This is a genomic window from Haloglomus halophilum, assembly GCF_024298885.1.
In the GTDB taxonomy this organism is placed as follows: domain Archaea; phylum Halobacteriota; class Halobacteria; order Halobacteriales; family Haloarculaceae; genus Haloglomus; species Haloglomus halophilum.
Genome location: NZ_CP101166.1, coordinates 836,379 through 857,472, shown reverse-complemented (window position 1 = coordinate 857,472; position 21,094 = coordinate 836,379). Strand labels below are relative to the sequence as shown.

At 68.9% G+C, this 21,094-nt stretch carries 18 protein-coding genes; 11 read left to right on the top strand and 7 right to left on the bottom strand.

Annotated elements, in window-relative coordinates; all coding sequences use genetic code 11:
- Positions 1-6 precede the first annotated feature (6 nt).
- On the top strand, positions 7-2,949 hold the full coding sequence (locus NL114_RS04280) for a PAS domain S-box protein (protein ID WP_254823562.1): 2,943 nt from the start codon (positions 7-9) through the stop codon (positions 2,947-2,949).
- Positions 2,950-3,062: 113 nt separating this feature from the next.
- Here the strand turns inward: NL114_RS04280 and uvrA are convergent, their stop codons facing one another.
- Positions 3,063-6,092 (bottom strand): excinuclease ABC subunit UvrA, encoded by a 3,030-nt coding sequence (gene uvrA / locus NL114_RS04275; RefSeq protein WP_254823561.1) that lies wholly within the window; start codon positions 6,090-6,092, stop codon positions 3,063-3,065.
- Between the two features lie 116 nt (positions 6,093-6,208).
- Here uvrA and NL114_RS04270 point away from each other — a divergent pair, with 116 nt between their 5' ends.
- Entirely contained in the window at positions 6,209-6,796 is a 588-nt protein-coding gene (locus NL114_RS04270; RefSeq protein ID WP_254823560.1) for an LURP-one-related/scramblase family protein, read from the top strand.
- 59 nt (positions 6,797-6,855) lie between these two features.
- Here NL114_RS04270 and NL114_RS04265 read toward each other — a convergent pair whose 3' ends face one another.
- Positions 6,856-7,323 carry a MaoC family dehydratase gene (locus tag NL114_RS04265; protein WP_254823559.1) on the bottom strand — a complete coding sequence of 156 codons (468 nt, stop codon included), beginning with the start codon at positions 7,321-7,323 and terminating at the stop codon, positions 6,856-6,858.
- A gap of 179 nt (positions 7,324-7,502) precedes the next feature.
- On the bottom strand, positions 7,503-8,270 hold the full coding sequence (locus NL114_RS04260) for an SDR family NAD(P)-dependent oxidoreductase (protein WP_254823558.1): 768 nt from the start codon (positions 8,268-8,270) through the stop codon (positions 7,503-7,505).
- Positions 8,271-8,397: 127 nt separating this feature from the next.
- Between NL114_RS04260 and NL114_RS04255 the strand changes: the two genes are divergently transcribed.
- From NL114_RS04255 to NL114_RS04235, 5 genes are all read left to right on the top strand, one after another.
- On the top strand, positions 8,398-9,159 hold the full coding sequence (locus NL114_RS04255; protein WP_254823557.1) for a TIGR00266 family protein: 762 nt from the start codon (positions 8,398-8,400) through the stop codon (positions 9,157-9,159).
- Between the two features lie 109 nt (positions 9,160-9,268).
- Positions 9,269-9,427 (top strand): hypothetical protein, encoded by a 159-nt coding sequence (locus tag NL114_RS04250; RefSeq protein WP_254823556.1) that lies wholly within the window; start codon positions 9,269-9,271, stop codon positions 9,425-9,427.
- 211 nt (positions 9,428-9,638) lie between these two features.
- On the top strand, positions 9,639-10,619 hold the full coding sequence (locus tag NL114_RS04245; protein ID WP_254823555.1) for an ROK family protein: 981 nt from the start codon (positions 9,639-9,641) through the stop codon (positions 10,617-10,619).
- A 62-nt stretch (positions 10,620-10,681) separates the two neighbouring features.
- Entirely contained in the window at positions 10,682-12,145 is a 1,464-nt protein-coding gene (locus NL114_RS04240) for an LVIVD repeat-containing protein (protein WP_254823554.1), read from the top strand.
- Between the two features lie 24 nt (positions 12,146-12,169).
- A complete protein-coding gene (locus NL114_RS04235) occupies positions 12,170-13,699 on the top strand; it encodes an LVIVD repeat-containing protein (RefSeq protein WP_254823553.1) in 1,530 nt (509 codons plus the stop codon).
- A 68-nt stretch (positions 13,700-13,767) separates the two neighbouring features.
- On the opposite strand, the gene NL114_RS04230 is transcribed toward NL114_RS04235, so the two are convergent.
- Entirely contained in the window at positions 13,768-15,228 is a 1,461-nt protein-coding gene (locus NL114_RS04230; RefSeq protein ID WP_254823552.1) for a ribonuclease FAU-1 family protein, read from the bottom strand.
- Complete coding sequence (locus tag NL114_RS04225) at positions 15,225-15,602, bottom strand: DUF7532 family protein (RefSeq protein ID WP_254823551.1); 378 nt, start codon at positions 15,600-15,602, stop codon at positions 15,225-15,227. The genes NL114_RS04230 and NL114_RS04225 overlap by 4 nt, the downstream gene beginning before the upstream one ends.
- A 255-nt stretch (positions 15,603-15,857) precedes the next feature.
- Here NL114_RS04225 and NL114_RS04220 point away from each other — a divergent pair, with 255 nt between their 5' ends.
- From NL114_RS04220 to NL114_RS04205, 4 genes are all read left to right on the top strand, one after another.
- Entirely contained in the window at positions 15,858-17,015 is a 1,158-nt protein-coding gene (locus NL114_RS04220; protein WP_254823550.1) for a PrsW family intramembrane metalloprotease, read from the top strand.
- A 537-nt stretch (positions 17,016-17,552) separates the two neighbouring features.
- Positions 17,553-17,783, top strand: coding sequence for an Lrp/AsnC ligand binding domain-containing protein (locus NL114_RS04215; RefSeq protein WP_254823549.1), 231 nt, complete (start codon positions 17,553-17,555; stop codon positions 17,781-17,783).
- Positions 17,780-18,301, top strand: coding sequence for an ester cyclase (locus NL114_RS04210; RefSeq protein ID WP_254823548.1), 522 nt, complete (start codon positions 17,780-17,782; stop codon positions 18,299-18,301). The genes NL114_RS04215 and NL114_RS04210 overlap by 4 nt, the downstream gene beginning before the upstream one ends.
- A gap of 327 nt (positions 18,302-18,628) precedes the next feature.
- Positions 18,629-19,663 carry a tyrosine-type recombinase/integrase gene (locus NL114_RS04205; protein ID WP_254823547.1) on the top strand — a complete coding sequence of 345 codons (1,035 nt, stop codon included), beginning with the start codon at positions 18,629-18,631 and terminating at the stop codon, positions 19,661-19,663.
- A gap of 149 nt (positions 19,664-19,812) precedes the next feature.
- On the opposite strand, the gene NL114_RS04200 is transcribed toward NL114_RS04205, so the two are convergent.
- The gene (locus NL114_RS04200; protein WP_254823546.1) at positions 19,813-20,460 is read right to left on the bottom strand and encodes a hypothetical protein; all 648 of its coding nucleotides are present in this window, start codon (positions 20,458-20,460) and stop codon (positions 19,813-19,815) included.
- Between the two features lie 60 nt (positions 20,461-20,520).
- On the bottom strand, positions 20,521-20,910 hold the full coding sequence (locus NL114_RS04195; protein ID WP_254823545.1) for a hypothetical protein: 390 nt from the start codon (positions 20,908-20,910) through the stop codon (positions 20,521-20,523).
- Positions 20,911-21,094 lie beyond the last annotated feature (184 nt).

Sequence of the window (21,094 nt, the reverse complement as noted above, 5' to 3'; positions counted from 1 at the left end):
ATGGGAATGAGAGACGCCGCCGCTGTGGGGGCCCGCTCCGACGAGCAGCTCCGGGTCCTGGTGCTGGTCTCCCACGGGCGCGACCGGGAGCTGTTCGCCCAGCAGCTCGCCGACGGCTACGACGTGGTGACGGCGGCGCCCGACGAGGAGTGGCCGGCGTTCGACCTCTGCCTCGTCGATTCGGACTGGTACCCGGAGGTGGCGACGAAGCTGAGCGGCCGGCGGGCCGCGGCCGAACCGGTCCAGCTCCCGGTCCTGCTCCTCCTCCGCGGCCAGGCCAGCAACACGCCGTGGCTGTCCGACGCGCTGGGCGTGACCGTCGACGACGTGGTCGAGCTCCCGACGGGGAAGCTCGAACTCGACGCCCGGGTCGCGTCGCTCGCCCGCGACCGCAAGATGTCGGTCGCACTCGCGGACCAGCGCGACCAGCTCCGGCTGTTCCAGCGCGCCATCGACGAGGCGGCCGTCGGGATCTCCATCACCGACTACCGGCAGCCGGACAACCCCATCGTCTACGTCAACGACCGCTTCACCGAGATCACGGGATACGACGAGGCGGCGGCCACCGGCCGGAACTGTCGGTTCCTGCAGGGACCCGAAACGACCTCCGAACCCGTCGCCGAACTGCGGCGTGCCATCGACGCCGGCGAGTCGACGCGGGTCCAGCTCCTGAACTACCGGCAGGACGGGTCCACGTTCTGGAACCGGTTGACCGTCGCCCCCGTCCGGGACGAGGCGGGGACCATCACTCATTTCGTCGGCTTCCAGGAGGACGTGACCGAGGAGCTGGAGCGGGAGCGCCGCTACGAGGCCATCCTCGACAACGCCGACCAGTTCGCCAGCCTGCTCGAACCCGACGGGACCCTCGTCGAGACCAACGCCGCCGCGCTGGAGGTCATCGACGACGACCGCGAGGACGTACTCGGGGCGTTCTTCCCCGAGGCGGAGTGGTTCGACGACAACAACCGGGATGTCATTGCCGACGCCATCGAGCGCGCGGCCGACGGGGAACTGGTCCGTGGCGAACTCGATGTCGAACTGCCGGACGAGGTTCTGACAATGCATTTCACCGTCAAGCCCGTGACCGGCGGAGATGGGGAGGTGAACCTCCTCGTCGCGGAGGCACGTGACATCACCCCGCTCAAGGAGCGCGAACGGGAGCTCCGCGAGGAACAGGCGGTCACGGAGGCCATCCTCGACGCCGTCCCCGACGTGTTCTACATGTTCGACACGGAGGGGACCTACGTCCGCTGGAACGACCGTTTCAACGAGGTGACTGGCTGTACCGACGAGGTGATCGACGAACTCGGCCCGTTCTCGTTCATCCCCGAACCGATGCGCCCGCGGGTGGCCGAGGAACTGGGCGCGGTCGCCAAGGACCAGCCGACGGCCACCGTCCAGACGGAGATCGTCACGCTCGACGGCGAGCGCATCCCCTACGAGTTCGCCAACGCCCGTGTCGAGGTCGACGGCGAACTGCTGGGCTACGCCGGTATCGGTCGCGACGTCTCCGACCGGGTCGAGCGCGAGCGGGAGCTCCGTGAGGAGCGGGCGTTCGCCGAGAGCGTCTTCGAGGGGCTCCCGGACGTGCTGTACGCGTTCGACCATCAGGGGAACTTCCTCCGCTGGAACGAGCGGCTCAGCGACGTCACGGGCTACTCGCAAGCAGAGATCCCGGAGATGACGCCGCTCGATTTCATCCCCGAGGACCAGCAGGCGAACGTCGCGGAGAGTATGGCCCGTGTGCTCGAGCGGGGTGAGACGGTGACGGTCGAGAGCGCGTTCGAGACGAAGGGGGGTGAGCGCATCCCCTACGAGTTCACCGGTGCACCGCTGGTCGCGCAGGACGGGTCCGAACTCGGGCTGGTCGGTATCGGTCGCGATATCTCCGAGCGGAAGGCCCGCGAGCGGGAGTTGGAGCGGTTCGAGGCCATCCTCAAGACCGCGCCGGACCCGGTGTACGCGCTGGACACAGAGGGCCGGTTCACGCTCGTCAACGACGCGATGGTGGAGTTGCTCGGTCGGGACCGCGATACCCTCGTCGGTTCGCACGCCTCGATAGTCCTGTCCGAGGAGCAGCTGGCGGATGGGCAGGAGGTCGTGGAGGCGCTCACGGAGTCCGAAAGCGGGGTCGAGACCCTGGAGCTAGAGGTCCGAAACGGCGAGGGCACCCTTCGCTCGCTCGAGATCAACATCACGCTCCTCACCGACGAGGACGGCGAGGTCGTCGGCCGAGTGGGGGTCTGCCGCGACATGACGGACCTCCGCCAGAGCGAGAGTCGCCTCTCCGTGTTCGACCGCGTGCTGCGGCACAACCTCCGCAACAAGATGAACATCGTGCTGGCACGGGCCGCGAACATCGAGGCCGGGGCCGAGGACCCCGAGAGCCAGGCCGAAGCCATCCGACGGGCGGGTGAGGAACTCCTGGCGCTCAGCGACCGGACGCGGGAGTTCCGACACAGTGTCTCGCCCGAAAGCGACACCGAACCCGTCGACGTGGCCGCGCTCGTCCGGCGGGTCGCCGACGAGTACCGCGAGCAGACGACGGACGCCACCATCTCGGTCTCGGCCCCCGATGCGGCGTGGGTCAGCGGCCACGATACGCTGGAGGTCGCGCTCGACGAACTGATCGAGAACGCCATCACCCACCACGACAGTGCCGACCCCACCGTCGAACTTCGGGTGTCGGTCGCGGACGACCGCGTCACCGTCGCCGTGGCCGACGACGGACCGGGCATCAGCGAACTGGAGCAGACCGCGCTCGAACGTGGCCACGAGACGCCGCTGGAACACGCCACCGGGCTCGGCCTCTGGTTCGTCCGCTGGACGGTCACGAACGTGGGCGGCGAGATCGACATCCACGAGAACGAGCCACGGGGGAGCGTCGTCCGGCTGTCGCTGCCGCGGGCGAAAACGTCGGCGGAGACGGTGGATGGGTCCGGGTCCTGAAACGGCAGATTATCGGATAATATCTGCGATACCTCTCTGATATCTTTCTGACCGCTTGAACCGGACGGAGAAGCAAAATACCGGGCACCAGTGATTCTCTGCGCTCCGGGACGCTAGTCGTCGCCGGCCGCGGCCTCCGTGTCGGCGTCGGCCTCGCTCCGGAGCTCCGACACGCGCTCGTTGGCGCGCTCGCGCAGTTCCGCCCGCTCGCGCTCGCGTTCGGCGCGCGGCCCCGGCAGGTCCACATCGAGGTGGTCGCGGAGGTACCGCCCCGTGTGCGAGGCGTCCTGCCGGGCGACGTGTTCGGGCGTGCCCTGTGCGACGATCTCGCCGCCGCCCTCGCCGCCCTCCGGGCCGAGGTCGATGATGGTGTCGGCGTTCTTCACCAGGTCGAGTTCGTGCTCGACGACGACGACCGTGTTGCCGGCGTCGGTCAGCCGGTGGAGCACCTCGATGAGCTTGCGCTCGTCGGCGCTGTGCAGGCCCGTCGTCGGCTCGTCCAGCAGGTAGAGGGCCTCGCCGCGGTCCTTCTTGCCGAGCTCCTCGGCCAGCTTCACGCGCTGGGCCTCGCCGCCCGACAGCGTCGTGGAGGGCTGGCCCAGCCGCATGTAATCGAGCCCGACGTCCATCAGGAGTTCGAGCCGCCGGCGGATGCCGGTGTGGCCCTCGAAGAACTCGTAGGCCTCCTCGACGCTCATGTCCAGCACGTCCGCGATGGTGGCGTCCTTGTAGGTGACATCGAGGGTCTCGTCGTTGTAGCGCGCCCCGTCGCAGTCCTCGCAGGGGACGTACACGTCCGAGAGGAAGTTCATGTCTATCTTCACCGTTCCCTGCCCGCCACAGCCCTCACATCTACCCCCTTTGACGTTGAACGAGAAGCGACCCTTCGCGTAGCCGCGCTGTTTGGCGAGGTTCGTCTCGGCGAACAGCTCGCGGATGTGGTCGAAGACGCCCGTGTACGTCGCCGGGTTCGAGCGCGGCGTGCGGCCGATGGGCGACTGGTCGATGAGCCGGACCGTCTCGATGCCCTCGTACTGGATGTCGTCGTGGTCGCCGGGGTTGACGTCCGTGTCGTTCATCCGCCGGACGAGGCCCTTGTAGAGGATCTCGTGCAGGAGCGTCGACTTCCCGGAGCCCGAGACGCCCGTGATGGCCGTGAAGTTGCCCAGCGGCACGTCCACGTCGAGGTCCTTCAGGTTGTGCTGGCGGGCGCCCGAGACGTGGATGTGGCCGTCCGGGTCCCGTCGCTCGTCGGGTACGGGGATGACATCGCGGCCGGCGAGGTAGTCGCCGGTGACCGAGCGCGGCTCGCTCATCACGTCCTCGACGTCCCCGTTGACGACGACCTCGCCGCCGCGTTTGCCGGGGCCGGGCCCCATGTCGATGACGTTGTCCGCGCGCCACATCGTCTCCTCGTCGTGCTCGACGACGACGAGCGTGTTGCCGAGGTCGCGCAGGCCCTCCAGCGTGTCCAGGAGCTTGTCGTTGTCACGCTGGTGGAGACCGATGGAGGGTTCGTCGAGGACGTACAGCACGCCCACGAGCCCGGAGCCGACCTGCGTCGCGAGGCGGATGCGCTGGCTCTCGCCGCCCGACAGCGTCGAGGCCTCGCGGTCGAGCGTGAGGTACTCCAGCCCGACCTCGTCCATGAAGCCCAGCCGCGCGCGGATCTCCTTCAGTATCTCCTCGGCGATGGTCCGCTGGCGCTCCGTCATCTCGTCCTCCATCCCCTCGAAGTGGGCCAGCGCGTCGCCGATGGAGAGGCGGTTGACCTCGGCCAGGGAGGCGTCCGCGACGAGAACGGCTCGCGATTCGGGTTTGAGCCGCGACCCCTCGCAGGCCGGGCACGTGGTCGTGGCCATGTACTTCTCGATGTGGTCGCGGGTCCCCTCGGAGTCGGTCTCGACGTACCGACGGGAGAGGTTCGGGATGACGCCCTCGAACGGTTTCTCCTTGCGCCGGGTGCCGTTCTTCGTCTGTCGCTTGAACACCACGTCCTCGTTCGTCCCGTAGAGGAAGGCGTTCTGCACGTCCGCGTCGAGCGCCTCGAACGGGGTGTCGAGCGGGACCTCGAAGTGCTCGGCGACGGCGTCGAGCCGGGTGCGGTAGTAGGACCGCGAGTAGCTCCACGGCTCGAACACGTCCTTGAGCGGCTTCGAGTGGTCCTTGACGACGAGGTCCGGGTCGACCTCCTTCGTCTCACCGATGCCCTCGCACTCCGGGCAGGCGCCGTGCGGGGAGTTGAACGAGAACGACCGCGTCTCGATCTCCGGCAGGTCGATGCCACAGTGCGTGCAGGCCAGTTCCTCGGAGAAGGTGACGACCAGCCGGTCGTCGTCCGTGTCGGCCGCGTCGTCCTCGTCGCCGGCGAGGTCGCCGGTCGAGCGAGTCTCGCTGCCGAGGTCGATGTCGGCCGGCGGGTCCGGGAGGACGAGTTTGATGACGCCCTCGGCCTCCTCCAGGGCGGTCTCGACGGAGTCGGTGATGCGCGAGCGGGCCTCCGGCGACACCTTCACGCGGTCGACGACCACGTCGACGGTGTGGTTGTAGTTCTCGTCGAGGTCCGGTTTCTCGACCGCGAGGTCGTACTCCTCGCCGTCGACCTCCACGCGGGAGTACCCCTCCGCGACGAGTTCGTCGAACAGGTCCGCGAACGCGCCCTTCTGGTCGCGGACGACCGGTGCGCAGAGCTTGGCGCGCGTGCCCTCCGGCAGCTCGAGGATGCGGTCGACCATGTTCGAGGCGGACTGCTCGCCCACCTCGCGGCCACACTCGGGGCAGTGTGGGGTGCCGACGCGGGCGTACAGCAGGCGCAGGTAGTCGTGGAGTTCGGTGACGGTGCCGACCGTCGAGCGGGGGTTGTTGGCGGCGCTCTTCTGGTCGATGGAGATGGCGGGCGACAGGCCCTCGACGGTTTCGACCTGTGGCTTGTCCATCTGCCCGAGGAAGTTCCGGGCGTAGGCCGACAGCGACTCGATGTAGCGTCGCTGCCCCTCCGCGTAGACGGTCTCGAACGCGAGCGAGGACTTCCCGGAGCCCGAGAGGCCGGTGACGACCGTGAACTCCTCGCGGGGGATGCACACGTCGAGGTCCTTGAGGTTGTGCTCCTCCGCGCCGCGGACCTCGATGTACTCCTTGGTCATTGACGGACGACACGAGCGGGGCGACGGAAACGCTGTCGGTCGCGGCCAGGGGGTGGGACAGCAGCCTCCCCCGGAGCAGGGCAAGTTTCAACAGGTGACTGACTGAATGCTCCGGCATGGGCCCCGAAACCGCGTCGAAGTACGACATCCAGGGTATCGAGTTGAGCGACGACCGCTACACCGTGGTCCAGTCGCTCATCCGGAACAAGTACAAGGCGATGGACGCGTCCGGGAACGTCGTCCTCCGCGGGAAGCAGAAGATGTTCAAGATGAAGGAGGAGTTCCCGTTCACCGACGGGGACGGCACCGACGTGTTCACCGTCAAGGCCGGCGGCATCATCGACGTCGCGGGGAACTACGTGCTCTCGGACGCCCAGACGGGCGAGGACCTCGTCATCCTGGACAACGACTACTCCATCCTGCAGGACACCTGGACGATCCGTGACGCCGAGACGGAGGCCGCGCTGGCGAAGATCGACTCCCGCGGCGCCGCGACGACCATCGCCCGGAACGTGCTGCCGTTCGGCGAGCTCATCCCCCACAAGTACGAGATCACCGACGCGAGCGGGAACCACGTCGGCTCCATCGCCGGCCAGTTCTCGCTGAAGGACACGTACGAGATCACCATCGACGACGCCAGCGACGTGCCCAAGGAACCGATCATCGCGGCGGCGATGGTCATCGACGCCATCCAGGGGAACTGACGCCGGCGCCGGCGCCGGCGTGGTGCGCCCGTCAGTTCTCCGCGGGGGTCGCGCCGCCCTCAGTCCCCGCCGGGCGCCTCGTCTAGCGGCTCGCGCCGCTTCACCATCCCCAGCCCGATCCACGAGATGACCGCCTCGCCGTCCTGGTTGAGCCCGGTCAGCTTCGACCTCATGCGTCCGCGCGTCGGGTCCGTCGGATGGGGCTCCTTCTCGATGACCTCCACCCGCACCGTCAGCTCGTCACCCGGGTAGACGGGCTGTTTCCACCGGAGCTCGTCCACGCCGGCGGCGCCCATGCTGGCCTGGTCGTTCAGCACGCCGTCGACGAGCAGGCGCATACAGGCGCTCGCGGTGTGCCAGCCCGACGCGGCGAGCGAGCCGAAGATGGACTCCTCGGCGGCCTCCTCGTCCGTGTGGAACGGCTGCGGGTCGTACTGCTCGGCGAACTCCTTGACCTCCTCCTCCGTCATCTCGTAGGTGCCGTGCTCGGTTACGTCGCCGACCTCGATATCCTCGTAGTACTCCATGCTCGGTCGGCAGGTGGGGGGAGGGCAAGTGTCTGCCGACGGCGGCGAGGTGGGTAGGTCGGTGGGGGCCCGTGACAGGACCACCCTCGGTGACACCGGTGGGCCTCCCCGGGCTGGCACGCCGACGCCCTGTTGCCGGCAACCGTGGGTAGGAGACCACTTCGGGTCCAGTGTGCCACTCATACCTTCTCGGGCAGCCAGCCGCCGTCCACCTCGACGTTCTCACCCGAGACGTAGTCGGCAGCGTCCGAGCAGAAGAACAGCAGCGGCGCCGCGAGGTCGTCGTACGAGGCCCACCGGCCTCGCGGGGCCTCGTCGGGGAACTCGTCGGAGTTCTCCACGACGTACGGGGAGACGGCGTTGACGGTGACCCCATCGTCCTGCGTGTCGGCCGCGAGCATCCGCGTGAACATCAGGACGCCCGCCTTCGCCACGAAGTACGGGAAGTTCTTCGGCGAGACGAGGCCCTTCTCGCTGGAGGCGTAGCCGAGGTTGACGATACGGCCCCACCCCTGCTCGCGCATCGGGCCGAGCGCGCGCTGCGAGCAGATGGCGGTCCCGTTGAAGTTCGTCTCCAGCACCAGGTTCCAGCGGTCCCAGCCGATCGCCTCCCAGTGGCTGGGCGCGAACGCCCCGACGTTGTTGACGAGGATGTCGACGGTCCCGAGGGCGGCCTCGGCGTCGGCGAACATCGCGTCGACGCTGTCGGGGTCGGTCACGTCACCTTGCACGACGGTCGCCTCGACGCCGCGCTCCCGGGCCTCGTCGGCCACCTCGGCGGCGGCCTCGTCGCTCGTGCGGTAGTGGACGACGGCGTCGGCGCCCGCCTCGGCCAGTGCCAGCAGGAGGCCGCTTCCGAGTCCCGTCGCGCTCCCGGTCACCAGCGCCGTGCGCCCGCTCAGGTCCGGCGCGATATCGGGAACCGGACGGTCGGCATCGGCGGTCATGGCCGTCCTTCGACCGAGGGCGGCAAAAACGCCCGCCCTGCAACGGACCGCTGGAGCCGGAAACCGGGGCGCACTCTGCTATCAACCCCCAGTATTAGTTTATCGTCTCACACGCGGATAGAACGATATGGATTACGAGGTCAAACACCGCCCGTCGGACTCGCTGCTGGTCGTCGAACTCGGCCCCGGCGAGACGCTGGTCGCCGAGGCCGGCGCGCTGGTGAGCCACACGGACGGTCTGACCGTCGAGACGGGGACCCGCGGCGGCGTCTTCGGCTCGCTCAAGCGGATGCTCGGCGGGGAATCCTTCTTCGTCAACACGTTCCGCGCCGAGGATACGAGCAGTGTCTCGCTTGCCGCGCCGCTCCCGGGTGACGTGGTCGCGCTCGACCTGACCGACGAGACCGTCTACGTCCAGTCGGGCTCCTACCTCGCCGCCGGCGAGGGTATCGAGGTGGACACGAAGTTCGGCGGCGCGCGGACCTTCCTCGGTGGTGAGGGACTCTTCCTGCTTCGGGTCTCCGGCACGGGCCCGCTGTTCGTCTCCAGCTACGGCGCGCTCGAGGCGGTCGAACTCGCCGCGGGCGAGACGCTCACCGTCGACACCGGCCACATCGCGGCCTTCCGCGACACCGACTTCGACGTGCGCCGCGTCGGCGGCCTGAAGTCGACGCTGTTCTCCGGTGAGGGCCTCGTCTGTGACTTCGAGGGTCCTGGCACCGTCTGGGTGCAGTCCCGCAGCATCGATGCGCTCCTCTCGTGGCTGGATAGCCATCTCTCGCGGGGGTACACCTCGACCGACATCGGCGGTTCCGGCCACGATACGGGTCGCTCCGGCGGGTTCGTCAGCAGCGGGTCGTCCGGTCCGGGGTTCCGGGTCAAGTTCTGAGCCGGTGCACGTCCACGTCGAACTCGGAGATGGCACGGCGTCTGACGCTGTTATCTCGCTCGGATAACTCCGCTCGGGATATATGGCCCGCTGGACCGTACACGTCTCCATGATGACTCGGACCCAGATGCAGGACACCGACCACATCCGTCGGGCCCTCGAAGAGGTGACAGATTCGAACGCGAGATACCACCTCCGTCAGGCGCTCCAGTACGCGGTCGCGGCCGAGACGGACGACGACCCGAACGCCGACTGCTGCCGACGCTGACGCCCGCCACGCCGCCCCCGATACGCTCCCCTCCTGTTCTTCGTCCCCGTCTCTCCTGCCTCCCTCGTCGGCGCTCTCCCCCCGGCTTCGTTCCTCGTTCTCCCGCTGGCGTCCTCCGTTACCGGTCGCCGTGGCTGCTACTCCGTGACGCCAGCGTGCGCCTGGCCACGACGTGGAAGGGTTGATGTACGCCCGGCGCCCGGCCGTCGGCATGTCGTGCTACGCGGCCGTCGACCTCGGGGCGACGAACACGCGGGCGCTGGTCGCCGGTCCCGATGGGGACGAGCGTGGGCGCGCCCGCCGCTCGACCCCACAGGCCGACGGTGCGACCGTCGCCGCGGCCGTGGTGGCCACGCTCGAGACGGCCTGTGAGGCCGCGGATGTCGCTCCCGGGGACCTCGAAGCCGTTGGGGTCGGGAGCATCGGCCCGCTCGATGCCGACGCGGGCGCGGTCGTCGACCCGCCGAACGTCCCTGCCGAGCGTATCGCCCTCGTCGACGCGCTCTGCGAGCGCACGGATGCACCCGTCACCCTCGAGAACGACGCCGTGGCCGGTATCCGCGGCGAGCGCCGGTTCACCGACTGCCCCGAGAACGCCGTCTACCTCACGCTCTCGACCGGCGTCGGTGCAGGCGTCGCGGTCGACGACCACGTCCTCCGGGGCCGGCGCGGGAACGCCGCGGAGGTCGGCCACCTCACGCTCGTGCCCGACGGCCGTCCCTGCGGCTGTGGCGGGACGGGCCACTGGGAGGCCTACTGCTCCGGGAGCGGCATCGCCGCCCACGCCCGTGACCGCGCGGCGGCCGGCCACGAGACGGGGCTCGACGCCGGGACGCTCGACGCCGAAGCGGTGTTCGAGGCGACCGAGCCCGAGGCCGTGCTGGCCGCCGTCGCCACGGGCCCGGATGGCGTCCCAGGTGGTGTCGAAGACGACCCGCTCGCGACGCGCGTCGTCGCCGACGCCGTGCGCCTGAACGCCCGCGGGGTCGCGGCGCTGGCACACGCGTACGCGCCGGAACTCGTCTCAATCGGCGGTGCCGTCGCGCTGTCGAACCCCGCGCTCGTGGTCGACCCGCTCGCCGGCCTGCTCGACGAGGGGGGCCTCGCGGTGCCCGCGCCCGAGGTCCGCGCGACGCAGCTGGGCGAGGACGCCGTACTCCGCGGCGCGCTGGCGAGCGTGCTGCCCGAGTGATTCGATTCTCCGGTCGACTCCCGACCACAACCCCTACGCCTGCGGGGGGCCTCCTCCCGGCGATGAGACGGCGCAGGTTCCTGCGACGGGCCGGGCTAGCCGCGGGTGGGCTCGGACTGCTCCCCGGCGCTGCCGCGGGTGGCGGGCCAGCCTCGGATGCGGCCGATGCGGAGACGGGGACGCCGACGTTCACGCCGCGCCAGACCACGCCCGTCGCCGAGGGGACGGCGCCGCTGGGCCGGCTCCCGGTCGATGGCCTCCGCGAGGCTGTCCTCTCTCCGGACGGGCGGACCGCCTACTGCGCGACGACGGACGGGTTCGCGGTCGTGGACCTCGCGGACCCGGCCGCGCCGGAGCTGCTGGTCGACGAGCGCGAACCGTTGGCCGACCGCGAGGACCGGCTGTTCGACGTGTTCGACGTGAAGCTGGACGCCGAGAACGACCTGCTCGCGGTCGTCGCGCCGGCGAACCCCGCGGGTCCGGACGTGTTCAAGGGACTGCTCGTCTACGACGTTCGCGACCCGGCCGCGCCCGAGCGCATCACCGTCTACGAGACGGACTACTTCAACCACAACTGCTTCGCGACCGGCGGCCACGTCTACCTCTGTGCGAACCGTGGCGACCGGAACGGTGTGGTCGTTGTCGATGCCCGGTCGGGCGAGCAGGTGGGCGAGTGGTCGCTCGCCGACCGCGACGGGCGCTGGCGGGACGTCCGCCTGCAGAACTGGGTGCTGCACGACCTGTACGTCCACGACGACGTGGCCTACCTGGCGTACTGGGACGCCGGCACGGTCCTGCTCGACGTGCGCGACCCGACCGCCCCGACGTTCCTCTCGCGCATCGGCGGCCGGGAGCCCGGGGAACTCGCGGCGCTCACGAGCGACGAGGCCAACGACGAGGCGCTGGAGCCGCCGGGCAACGACCACTACACCGCCACCAACGACGACGGCACCCTCCTCGGCGTGGGTGTCGAGTCCTGGGACGCCGACCCCGAGGACGACGAGGGTGGGCCCGGAGGTATCACGCTGTACGACGTGTCCGACCCGCGCTCACCCGAGGCACTGGCGGTCATCGAGCCGCCGCCGACGCCGGACCCCTCCTTCTCGGGCGTCTGGACGACCTCGCACAACTTCTCGTTCCGGGGCGACCGCCTCTACACCTCGTGGTACCGCGGCGGCGTCCGGGTGTACGATGTGAGCGACCCCGCCGACCCGACGCTCGTCGCGCGCTGGCGGGACTCGTACAACGCGGGCTTCTGGACCGCGGAACCGGCGGGCGAGCGCGACTTCTTCGTCGCCCCGTCGTGGAAGGGCCGCGACGACGAGGGCGTCTTCGCCTTCGACCGGGCCGCGCTGTACACGTTCTCGGACCCCGACCCGCCCCCACCGACGGAGTCGGCCACGTCGAGCGACGGCCAGCCCGGGCTCGGTCCGCTGGCCGGGCTCGCGGGACTCGGCGCGGGGGCGCTGTCCGCCCTGGCGCGGCGGCGCCGACGTGGCGAGGGGTCACCCGACCACAAAGCTTAGTCCTGCCCGACGGCGAGTGGGGTCGTGAACCGCCGCTCCGTCCTCCGCCGCGGCGCCGCCCTCCCGTTCGCACTCTCCGGGGTCGGCAGTGTGACTGCTGCCACCGCCGGACGCAACCGCCAGGACGACTACGGCCCGCTCGCGGAACTGCGGGTCCCGAAGGCGAAGGAGGTCGTCCTGAGCGCCGACGGCCGGACCGCCTTCCTCGCCGTCACCGACGGGTTCGCCGTCGTGGACCTCTCGGACCCCCAGAACCCCGCGGTCGTCCACGAGAACCGCGAGCCGTGGGCCGGCGAGGGGAACGGCCGCCTCGAACAGATCTACGACGTGAAACTCGACCGCGAGGCGGACCTGCTCGCGGTCGTCGGGCCCGCCAACCCGCGGAACGCGTGGCGCGGCCTCATCGTCTACGACGTGCGCGACCCGACCGCCCCCGAGAAGGTGGCCGTCCACGAGACGGCCTCGTTCAACCACAACTGCTTCGCGACCGGCGGGTACGTCTACCTCCCCGAGAACACGAGCGAGCGCAACTCGATGGTCGTCGTCGACGCACGCGCCGGCGAGGAGGTGGGGCGCTGGTCCATCGCCGATGTGGACGAGCAGTGGACGGAGGTCGGTCCGAACTGGGTCCTGCACGACCTGTACGTCCACGACGACGTTGCCTACCTCGCCCACTGGGACGCCGGGACGTGGGCGGTCGACGTGAGCGACCCGACGGCGCCGGAACTCCTCGCGAAGGTCCGGGGCCGTGATCCCGGGACGTTCGTCGAGATGACGCGTTCGGAGGCCCGGCGGGACTACTCCGAGCCGCCCGGCAACGACCACTACGTCGCCACCAACGACGACGGCACGCTGCTTGGTATCAGCGTCGAGTCCTGGGATACCGATACGAGCGACGATACCGGCGGCCCCGGCGGGGTCACCCTGTACGACGTGCGCGACCCGACCGCCCCCGAGGAACTGGCGTTCATCGAGCCGCCACCGACCGACGACCCGACGCTCGGCGGGACGTGGACGACCTCGCACAACTTCTCGTTCCGGGGCGACCGGCTCTACACCTCCTGGTACGAGGGCGGCGTCCGGGTGTACGACGTGCGCGACCCGTCCGCCCCGGCGCTGCTGGCGCGGTGGCGCGACAGTGACGCGGCGAGCATGTGGACCGCCGAGCCGACCGACCACGGCTTCTTCGTCGGGACCAGCCACCGCGACGGGCCGCGGGCGTCGAGCGAGAGCTCCGCCGACCGCGCCGCGCTGTACACCTTCCCCGACCCGCCGGCCGACGCCGAGCCGCTGCCACCGCCCCCGAGTGCGACCCCATCCGCCAGCGCCACGGCGACCGGGACCACGTCGGGCACGCCGACCGACGCGTCGACGCCGACGACGACCGACACGGCCAGCGCGACACCGACCGAATCGCCGGACCCGGCCGCCGGCGATACCGGTGCGGAGCCGACCGGGACGGCCGCGGCCGGTCCCGGCTTCGGCCCACTCGCCGCGCTCGGTGGGCTGGGACTGGGGGCGTGGCGGCTGCTGCGCTCGGACGACGGTCGATAGTTGATGAGTTAACTTGTCGGGTTCTGCTGAATCGGGTGATAAACTGGGGAATGGTGGGTGTATGACTATTATAGCGCGTTCTCGACCGCGCTTGCCACGCCTCGCGCCTTCTCCGCGAGCGCCTCGCTCACATGGCCGCGCGCGACGGCCTCGTCGAGTTCGTCGTCGTCGACCCGCTCGACGGTCCCGTCGGTGTGTTTCACCACGTCGACGTGGAGGTCGACGTAGCGGGCCGCGTTCGGGAACAGTTCCACCGGCGTGCAGATGTTGACGTAGGTCCCCCGCCGGGTGCCGTCGTCGCCCCGGTAGACCGTCGGGTACCACCAGCGGCCCTCCTGTAGTTTCGTGATGGCCACGTCGCCGGCCTGGCGCTCGACGCCGAGCGCGTCGTAGGTGCCGCCGGCGGACATCTGCCGGCGGACCGTCACCTGCCCCTCGGGGTCGTAGTCGCGCACCTCACCGTGGCCCAGGGTGATGAGGCGGCCGTCCGGCTTCCCGTGGTGGAGCGCGAGCCGGTCGCCCTCCCGGGGCCCGAACTGCCGCGTGACCGCGGCGAACGGGAACGGGTCGTCGGGCTGGAAGCGCTCTCCGGCGACCGCCTCGGCGAAGTCGACGGCGGCGCTGGCGGCGTAGTCCGCGGCCTTCGTCCGGTGGTGGCCGGGCATCGTCGCCGTGACGCCCCGCCGGTGGTCGTCCAGTTCGAAGCGGGACTCCCGGCCGAACCAGCACCAGACCGTCGCTTCGGGTGCAGCGAGCGGGCAGGGCGCGTCGTCCGGGTCCATCTCGGCGGCGTCCGTCACGGTCGCCACGCGGTCGACCGCCCGCCCGAGCGCGTCCGCGAGCGCGTCGAGGCCGGCGTCGTCCGCGGCGCGGTCCCAGCGCGGTGCCCACCCGTCGGGCACGTCGACGGGGAGCATCTCGGCCATCCGGGCGGCCTCGCTGGACCCGCGCGAGCCGCCGCGCCGGAGCTCCACGAGGCCGCCATCGACGACCAGGTCCGTGCCGAGTTCGGCGCGGTCGTCGTCCCACGGGGGGCGGGGGTCCCGGACCTGCACGCGGAGAACGTCGCCCTCCTCGACGTAGTCGTCGGCCGCGCTGTACGGGAGGAATCCCGAATCCGGGCCGCAGTCGACGACGGCGCCGCTCCCCACGTCGTCGGTGACGACGCCCTGGTAGACGGCGCCCGCGGGGAGCGTGGCGTCCCACGCGAAGGTGTCGCGCCCGACGCTCGCGAGCCGCTCGGCGAGCCGCGTGACGGCCCAGGGTGCGCCGGAGACGCCGATTCCCTGGCGCTCGTCGGTGGGTTCGACGGTGGCGGCGGCCGCGGTGACCGGGAACGCCGCGTCGAACCGGTCTCGGATGGGCTCGGAGGCCTGTACGACCCGGGTCGGGACGCCATCGGTCGTCGAGTCCTGCAGTAGCGCGGTCAGCGCGGTCGTGTAGATGCCTCGGACCCGGACCGAGAGGTGGTCGGTCTCCGCGGGCACCTCGGGAGGCCCCCCGGCGTCGCCCGCGCCCTCGCCGCTCATTCCAGTTCCTCGCGGGTCGGCGCGAACCGGACGCGCCCGTTCACGGTCGGTCCGAGGGTCAACTCGACGGTGCCGTCAGGGAGGACGCGGCCGTCCTCGACGGGGACGCCCCAGGTGTCGAACCGGAGCCACCCCCGGAGGTCCGCCGCGTGGGTGTAGGTGTCGAGCCAGCGGACCTCGTGTTCGGGGAACTCGGCGCTGGAGTGGGCCTGGTCCATCGTGGAGTAGACCGTGTCGTGCTCGTCGAAGAACGCCTCGAGGTCGGCCGCCGCATCGGCGACGGCCTCCGCCACGGCCTCGGAGGCCGCCTGTAGCTCCTCGGTCGTCAGGCCGACCTCGCGGAGCGCCGCCTGCTCGCGGGGGTCGAAGTGCATACCGCGGCTTCGACGGGCGGGGACGAAAAGCGTCCGGTGTGCGGTCGCTGCTACGGAGCGACGAATGTGCGGTGGGCGCCCCGTGCCCACGGATGTGCGGTCGCTGCTACGGAGCGACGAATGTGCGGTCGGGGTTCCGGCCCGACGGATGCAGCCGCCCTCGCCCCGGTGCTGCTCGGTTACACGTCTGCCGGTCGTGTACCCCGTAGAACCGTCCAAAACGTTCAGGGTCGTCCCCCGAGTACGCCAGGGTGAATGGGAAACCGCGACCCGATAGAGGCACACGCCGACGACTCGCGTGACCTCTACGACGTCTCCACGTGGGAGCCCCGGTCGTCGCTGGACGGCCTCTCCGTCCGACTGTACCGGGGGATACTGACCACGCTCCGGGCCATCGTCATCCTGCTGGCGGTGCTCATCCTGCTGAGCCAGTTCCTGCTCGGGAGCATCGGCGTGACGTTCGCCCAGGACCCCTACTCAGTCGGGCTGGTGGTGCTGTCGGTCGCGCCCGCGGTCGGTCTCGCCGCGTACGTCTACTTCTCCGATATCACCTCGTCGGAACCGCTCGAACTCATCGTCGGCACCTTCATGCTCGGCATCCTGTTCGCCGGCTTCGCCGCCGTCCTGAACACGGTGCTGGGTCCCGTCGTCCGTGGGGTCCCCGCCGCCTTCGGCGTCCTCGGCGCCGTCGCCGGCTCGCTGCTCTTCTTCTATCTCGTCGTCGGCCCCGTCGAGGAGTCCGTGAAGCTGCTCGCCGTCCGGCTCTACCCGTACCGCGACGAGTCGTTCGACGCCGTCATCGACGGCGCCGTCTACGGTGCTGCCGCCGGCCTCGGGTTCGCCACCATCGAGAACGCGCTCTACATCACGCGCAACATCGGGGCCGCGGGCACCGAGATGGCCCTCGGCGCCGCGCTCACCACCGCCGGCCTCGGCTGGGTCGCCGCCGGCCTCGCGGACCTCTCCATCCCGGTCGTCCAGTCGGGCGCGAGCGGCATCATCGGCATCTTCGAGAGCGGCGGGCGCATCACCGCGCTCCGTGCGCTCGCTGGACCGGGCCACGTCATCTACTCCGCGTTCGCCGGCTACTACCTCGGGCTCGCGAAGTTCAACAGCGAACACGCCGGGCCCATCGTGGTCAAGGGGCTCGTCATCGCCTCGCTCATCCACGCCACCTACAACGTGATGGTCGGGTTCGTCCCCGCGGTGTTCAGCATCGCTGCGAGCCAGTTCCTCGGTGTCGCCATCCCCGACCTCGTGGCGTTCTTCGCGTTCGTCGTCGTCTACGACACCATCTTCGGGCTCGCCCTCTTCCGGAAGATCTCCCGCTACCGGACCCTCTACCGCGAGGTTCGGGGCCGGAGCGACCGCGAGGAGGCCTTCCCGCCCGAGGCGACCGAGTTCGACCCCTGACTCGGTGCCGGTTGGATACGCTGTTCTATTCCAGTCGTTGCAGGGAGTGTAGTTGGAGGGAGATGCAGAGCGAGGAACCGCGAATAGAACCGGTTTGGAAGCCCCTGGCCGCTCGACCGTCCGCGGCCCGCTGCGGTCCTCGGCGGCCTTCGGCCGCCTGCGGTCCTTGCTTCGCCGGGGCCGGGTCGAGCGGCCAGCCCCTTCCATTCCACCCGAGAGTGTCCGGTCCACGGAGCGTCCGCACCGAGCCAGCCTGGTGCGAAGCGACCCTGGAACGCCGACCCAGGCGGGACTGAAAGGGGCCGAGCACTCCGCGGCTCCCGGGCGACGTAAGGACCGCAGGCCGCCTCCGGCGGCCGAGGACCGCAGCGAGCCCCGGAGCCCGGAGCGCTCGGGGGCTTTCCAGAAGGTCAGGGAAGCGCTGTCACCAGAGAGCCCTTCTGTATCTTCGCACGCCCTGGTTATCACTCTCCGCTACCCGACCCCCGTTCACTCCACCGGGCGAAGGTTTAGGACGGCGGTGGTCGAACGGCTGCTATGGTCCGTGCGTTCATCATGGTCAAGGCCGATGCCGGCTACGCCGAGTCGACCCTGGACGAGGTGCTTGCGCTCGAGCGCGTCACGGAAGCGCACGTCGTCGCCGGCGATTTCGACCTGGTCGTGGAGGCCGAAGGCGAGGAAGTGTACGACGTGCTCCACTCCGCCTCGAACGCCATCCGCTCTGTCGAGGGTGTGACGGATACGAAGACCTACGTCTGTCTCGAATGAGCGACAACACCGACTCGCCGCCGGCCGCCGAGCTGGCCCGCGAGTACTTCGGTCACGTCGCCGACCGTGACCCGGACGCGATGGCGGCGATGGTACACGAGGACGTGGTCGAGGAGTTCGTGGTACTGGGGACCTTCCACGGCCGCGCGGCACTGCGTGATTTCTTCGCGGAACTGTTCGCGGCCGTCCCGGACTCCACCTTCGAGATCGAGTCGATCCACGCCGTCGACGCCGACACCGCCATCGGCCAGTGGCGCTTCACCGGCACGTTCGACGGCGGCCCCTTCCAGGGCATCGAGCCGACCGGGGCGGACCTCGACTTCCGCGGCGTCGACGTGATGGAGTTCGAGGCGCGCTCGGCCGACGAGAAGCGCCTGTGCCACAACACCATCTACTACGACGGGCTCACGTTCGCCCGGCAGGTCGGCCTGCTCCCCGACGAGGACTCGCTCGGGGACCGGGCGCTGATGACTGGCTTCAACGGGCTGACGAAGGTGCGGCGGGAACTGCTGGACTGAGTTCCGAATCGGCTCGCAGGAGCGAGCCCGGAGGGATTCGAACCACGGTCACTCCGCTCGCTATCGCTCGCTCCGTTCCCTGATTCGAATCCCTCGTCGGCTCGTGGTCGTCACTCACTGCGTTCGTGACGACACACGAGCCCGGAGGGATTCTCCACCCCCGTCAGCGGGCACCTCAGCCGCTCTCGTGCCCGGACACAACATATGCTGGGAACACGGCGTGCTGTCCGGGCCCGAGCTACTGGCGGCACCACAGGCCCCGAGCGACGGGTCGGATTCCGGTCGAACTGGATGTGCGGAAATCAGACTATGACCGACCCGAACCCGATGGCAGTACCCGGAGACGCACCGCTCGAACCGATCACGCCACGCGAGGCCTACAACTGGTATCTCGAAGACCGGGCCAGCGAGTTGACCGAGTTGACCCACCAGACCCACCGCTCCCGGCTGATCGACTTCGTGGAGTGGTGCGAAGACTCCGAGAAGGGCGGCATCGACAATATGAACGACGTGGGCGGGCGTCAGCTGATGCGCTTCAAGAGCGTATGGCGACAGAGAGGCGACGGCATCAAGACGGTCACGTTGCGCGGCTACGTCACCACCCTTCGCGCCTTCATCAAGTGGTGTGAGACGATTCAGGCCGTCCCACCGTTCACCTCGCAGATGGTCCAACTTCCCGAGGTGGGCGACGACGGCGTGGACGACCGGATGATAGACTACGAGCACGCCAACGACGTACTGGCCTACCTGAGCAAGTTCGAGTACGCCAGCCTCCGGCACGCCCTGTTCGAGTTGCTGTGGGTGACGGGGATGCGAATCGGCGCGGCGTGGTCGCTGGATATAGACGATTTCGACGCCGAGAACCGCTCGCTATCCATCCGCCACCGCCCGGAGCAGGGCACGTATCTCAAGCAGAAGGAGAAGGGGGAGCGGGACGTGTCACTCCGGTCGAACACCGTTGCGGTCGTGGAGGACTACATCGCCCACACCCGCGAGAGCAAGACGGACGACTACGGGAGGGAGCCGCTGTTCACCTCGCAGTACGGACGGCGCGGAACATCGAACCTCCGAGAGCAGATCTACCGGGTCACACAGCCCTGCTACTACGGTAGCTGTCCCGTCGGAAACGACCCGGAGACGTGTGACTACATCGGCAAACCGCTCTTGGCTCGCTGCCCCGAGAACGTCAACCCGCACGCGATCCGACGCGGGGCGATTACGTGGGCGCTGCTCAACGATGTACCTCCGTATGCCGCCTCGAAGCGGATGAATGTCAGCGAGAAGACCATAGAGAAGCATTACTACCCCGCGACGGAGCAGGAGAAGATGGAATCACGGCGGGACTACTTCGACAATCTGTAATCGAGGGCTGGAAACCGCCGAGAACGCCCCCCTCCCGCCTGCCCCTCTCAGACGCTCCAGATTCGTTCCTGCGTGCGTTCTTCGGTCGGACGATAGGAGACTCGCACCTGCGTCTCGGAGTGCAGCAGCGGGCCACCTGCGACCCCGGCCTACTCGTTCGGGGCCTCTATCTCCAACTTGAGGCTCCACGAAAGTGGGGTGGTTTCAGCGTCCGTGGATCTGGGGACAGGCTTGTATGAGAGATCGCGCCAATCGAACCGATACGTGCCGGGTGAAATACACCCTTTCACGCGAGGGTCGTCCACGACACCAAACGGAATTGTCACAGACTCGCCGGGAGTGAACTCCCGAACCCACCTGACCCCCGCCTCGCCGAACGGACCCTGCTCTTTGCCGTCCGTCCCGATACATTTCGGAGCATAAGTGACCGGGCCGAGTAGCGCCCCTTCATCGGCGAACAAGCCGCGGCGCACCTCTACATCCTCGAACCCATAGAACGTCCGTGTCTTTGAGGCTCGATTCGTCAGCGTGATATCCACCGTGGCGGTGTGCTCGCTGGTGATCCAATCCTCTGTTAGCTCTGCCTCCAATCCGACTTGGTGCTCATCGGAAGGAGGATACTGATTAACGAGAGATACGCTTCGGAAGTATCCGCTGGGGGTGTCTCGGGGCGTCGGTGTTTCGGTTGGTGTAGCGGTCGGGTCCCGTGTAACGCCCGTCAGGCCATCGTAACCGCCGCTGCATCCAGCACCGAAGATTGCGGGGACCGTGGTGAGGAGCAGGCGGCGGCGCTTCATAGCCGTCTCAAGACCGCAGAGGTATGAGTGTCTTGGGCAGGATGGCCGCCGTGTTAACGTTTACAACCGCTGTCCGATGATATGTCCCATTATTCCGACCGGCACCGCAACGGCAAGCGCCAGCGCGACCCCATAGAGAACCCCCGGATTCGGGTGACCAATCCCGAATACGATGTCAAACTCTCTCTCAACAGCAACAGGGAGAAATGCCACGAGTATCGACAGGAGGACGCTCCCGTCGGCTTTACTGTTGCCAGCCGCCAGCGCACCGGTCACGACGACCAGCAAGCCCACCGCCAGCCAACTTGTAAGAAGAAATGCTGGCCCGCCGACCGTGTAACCGACAAACTTGATCGTGAATACGATTACACTCACCCCGACGCTCAACAGAAGATAGCGAAGCGGCCACTCTGTTCCGCCGCCAGCCTCGGTCTGTGCCGTTGTAGCCATTTGCGGTCCTTAGGCGGGAATCGGTAAGTGTCTGGGGGGAACCACTTCTCAACGGCCTACAAAATCGCCGTGAACGAAGTCGCGGGCAGAAGTCGTAAAATTCTGTTACCCCCCGTTTTCCGTCTCGGAGTATAGATAATCACAGGTGTGGGGGGTAGAGACGGTTAATGAGTCTGCACGCGGG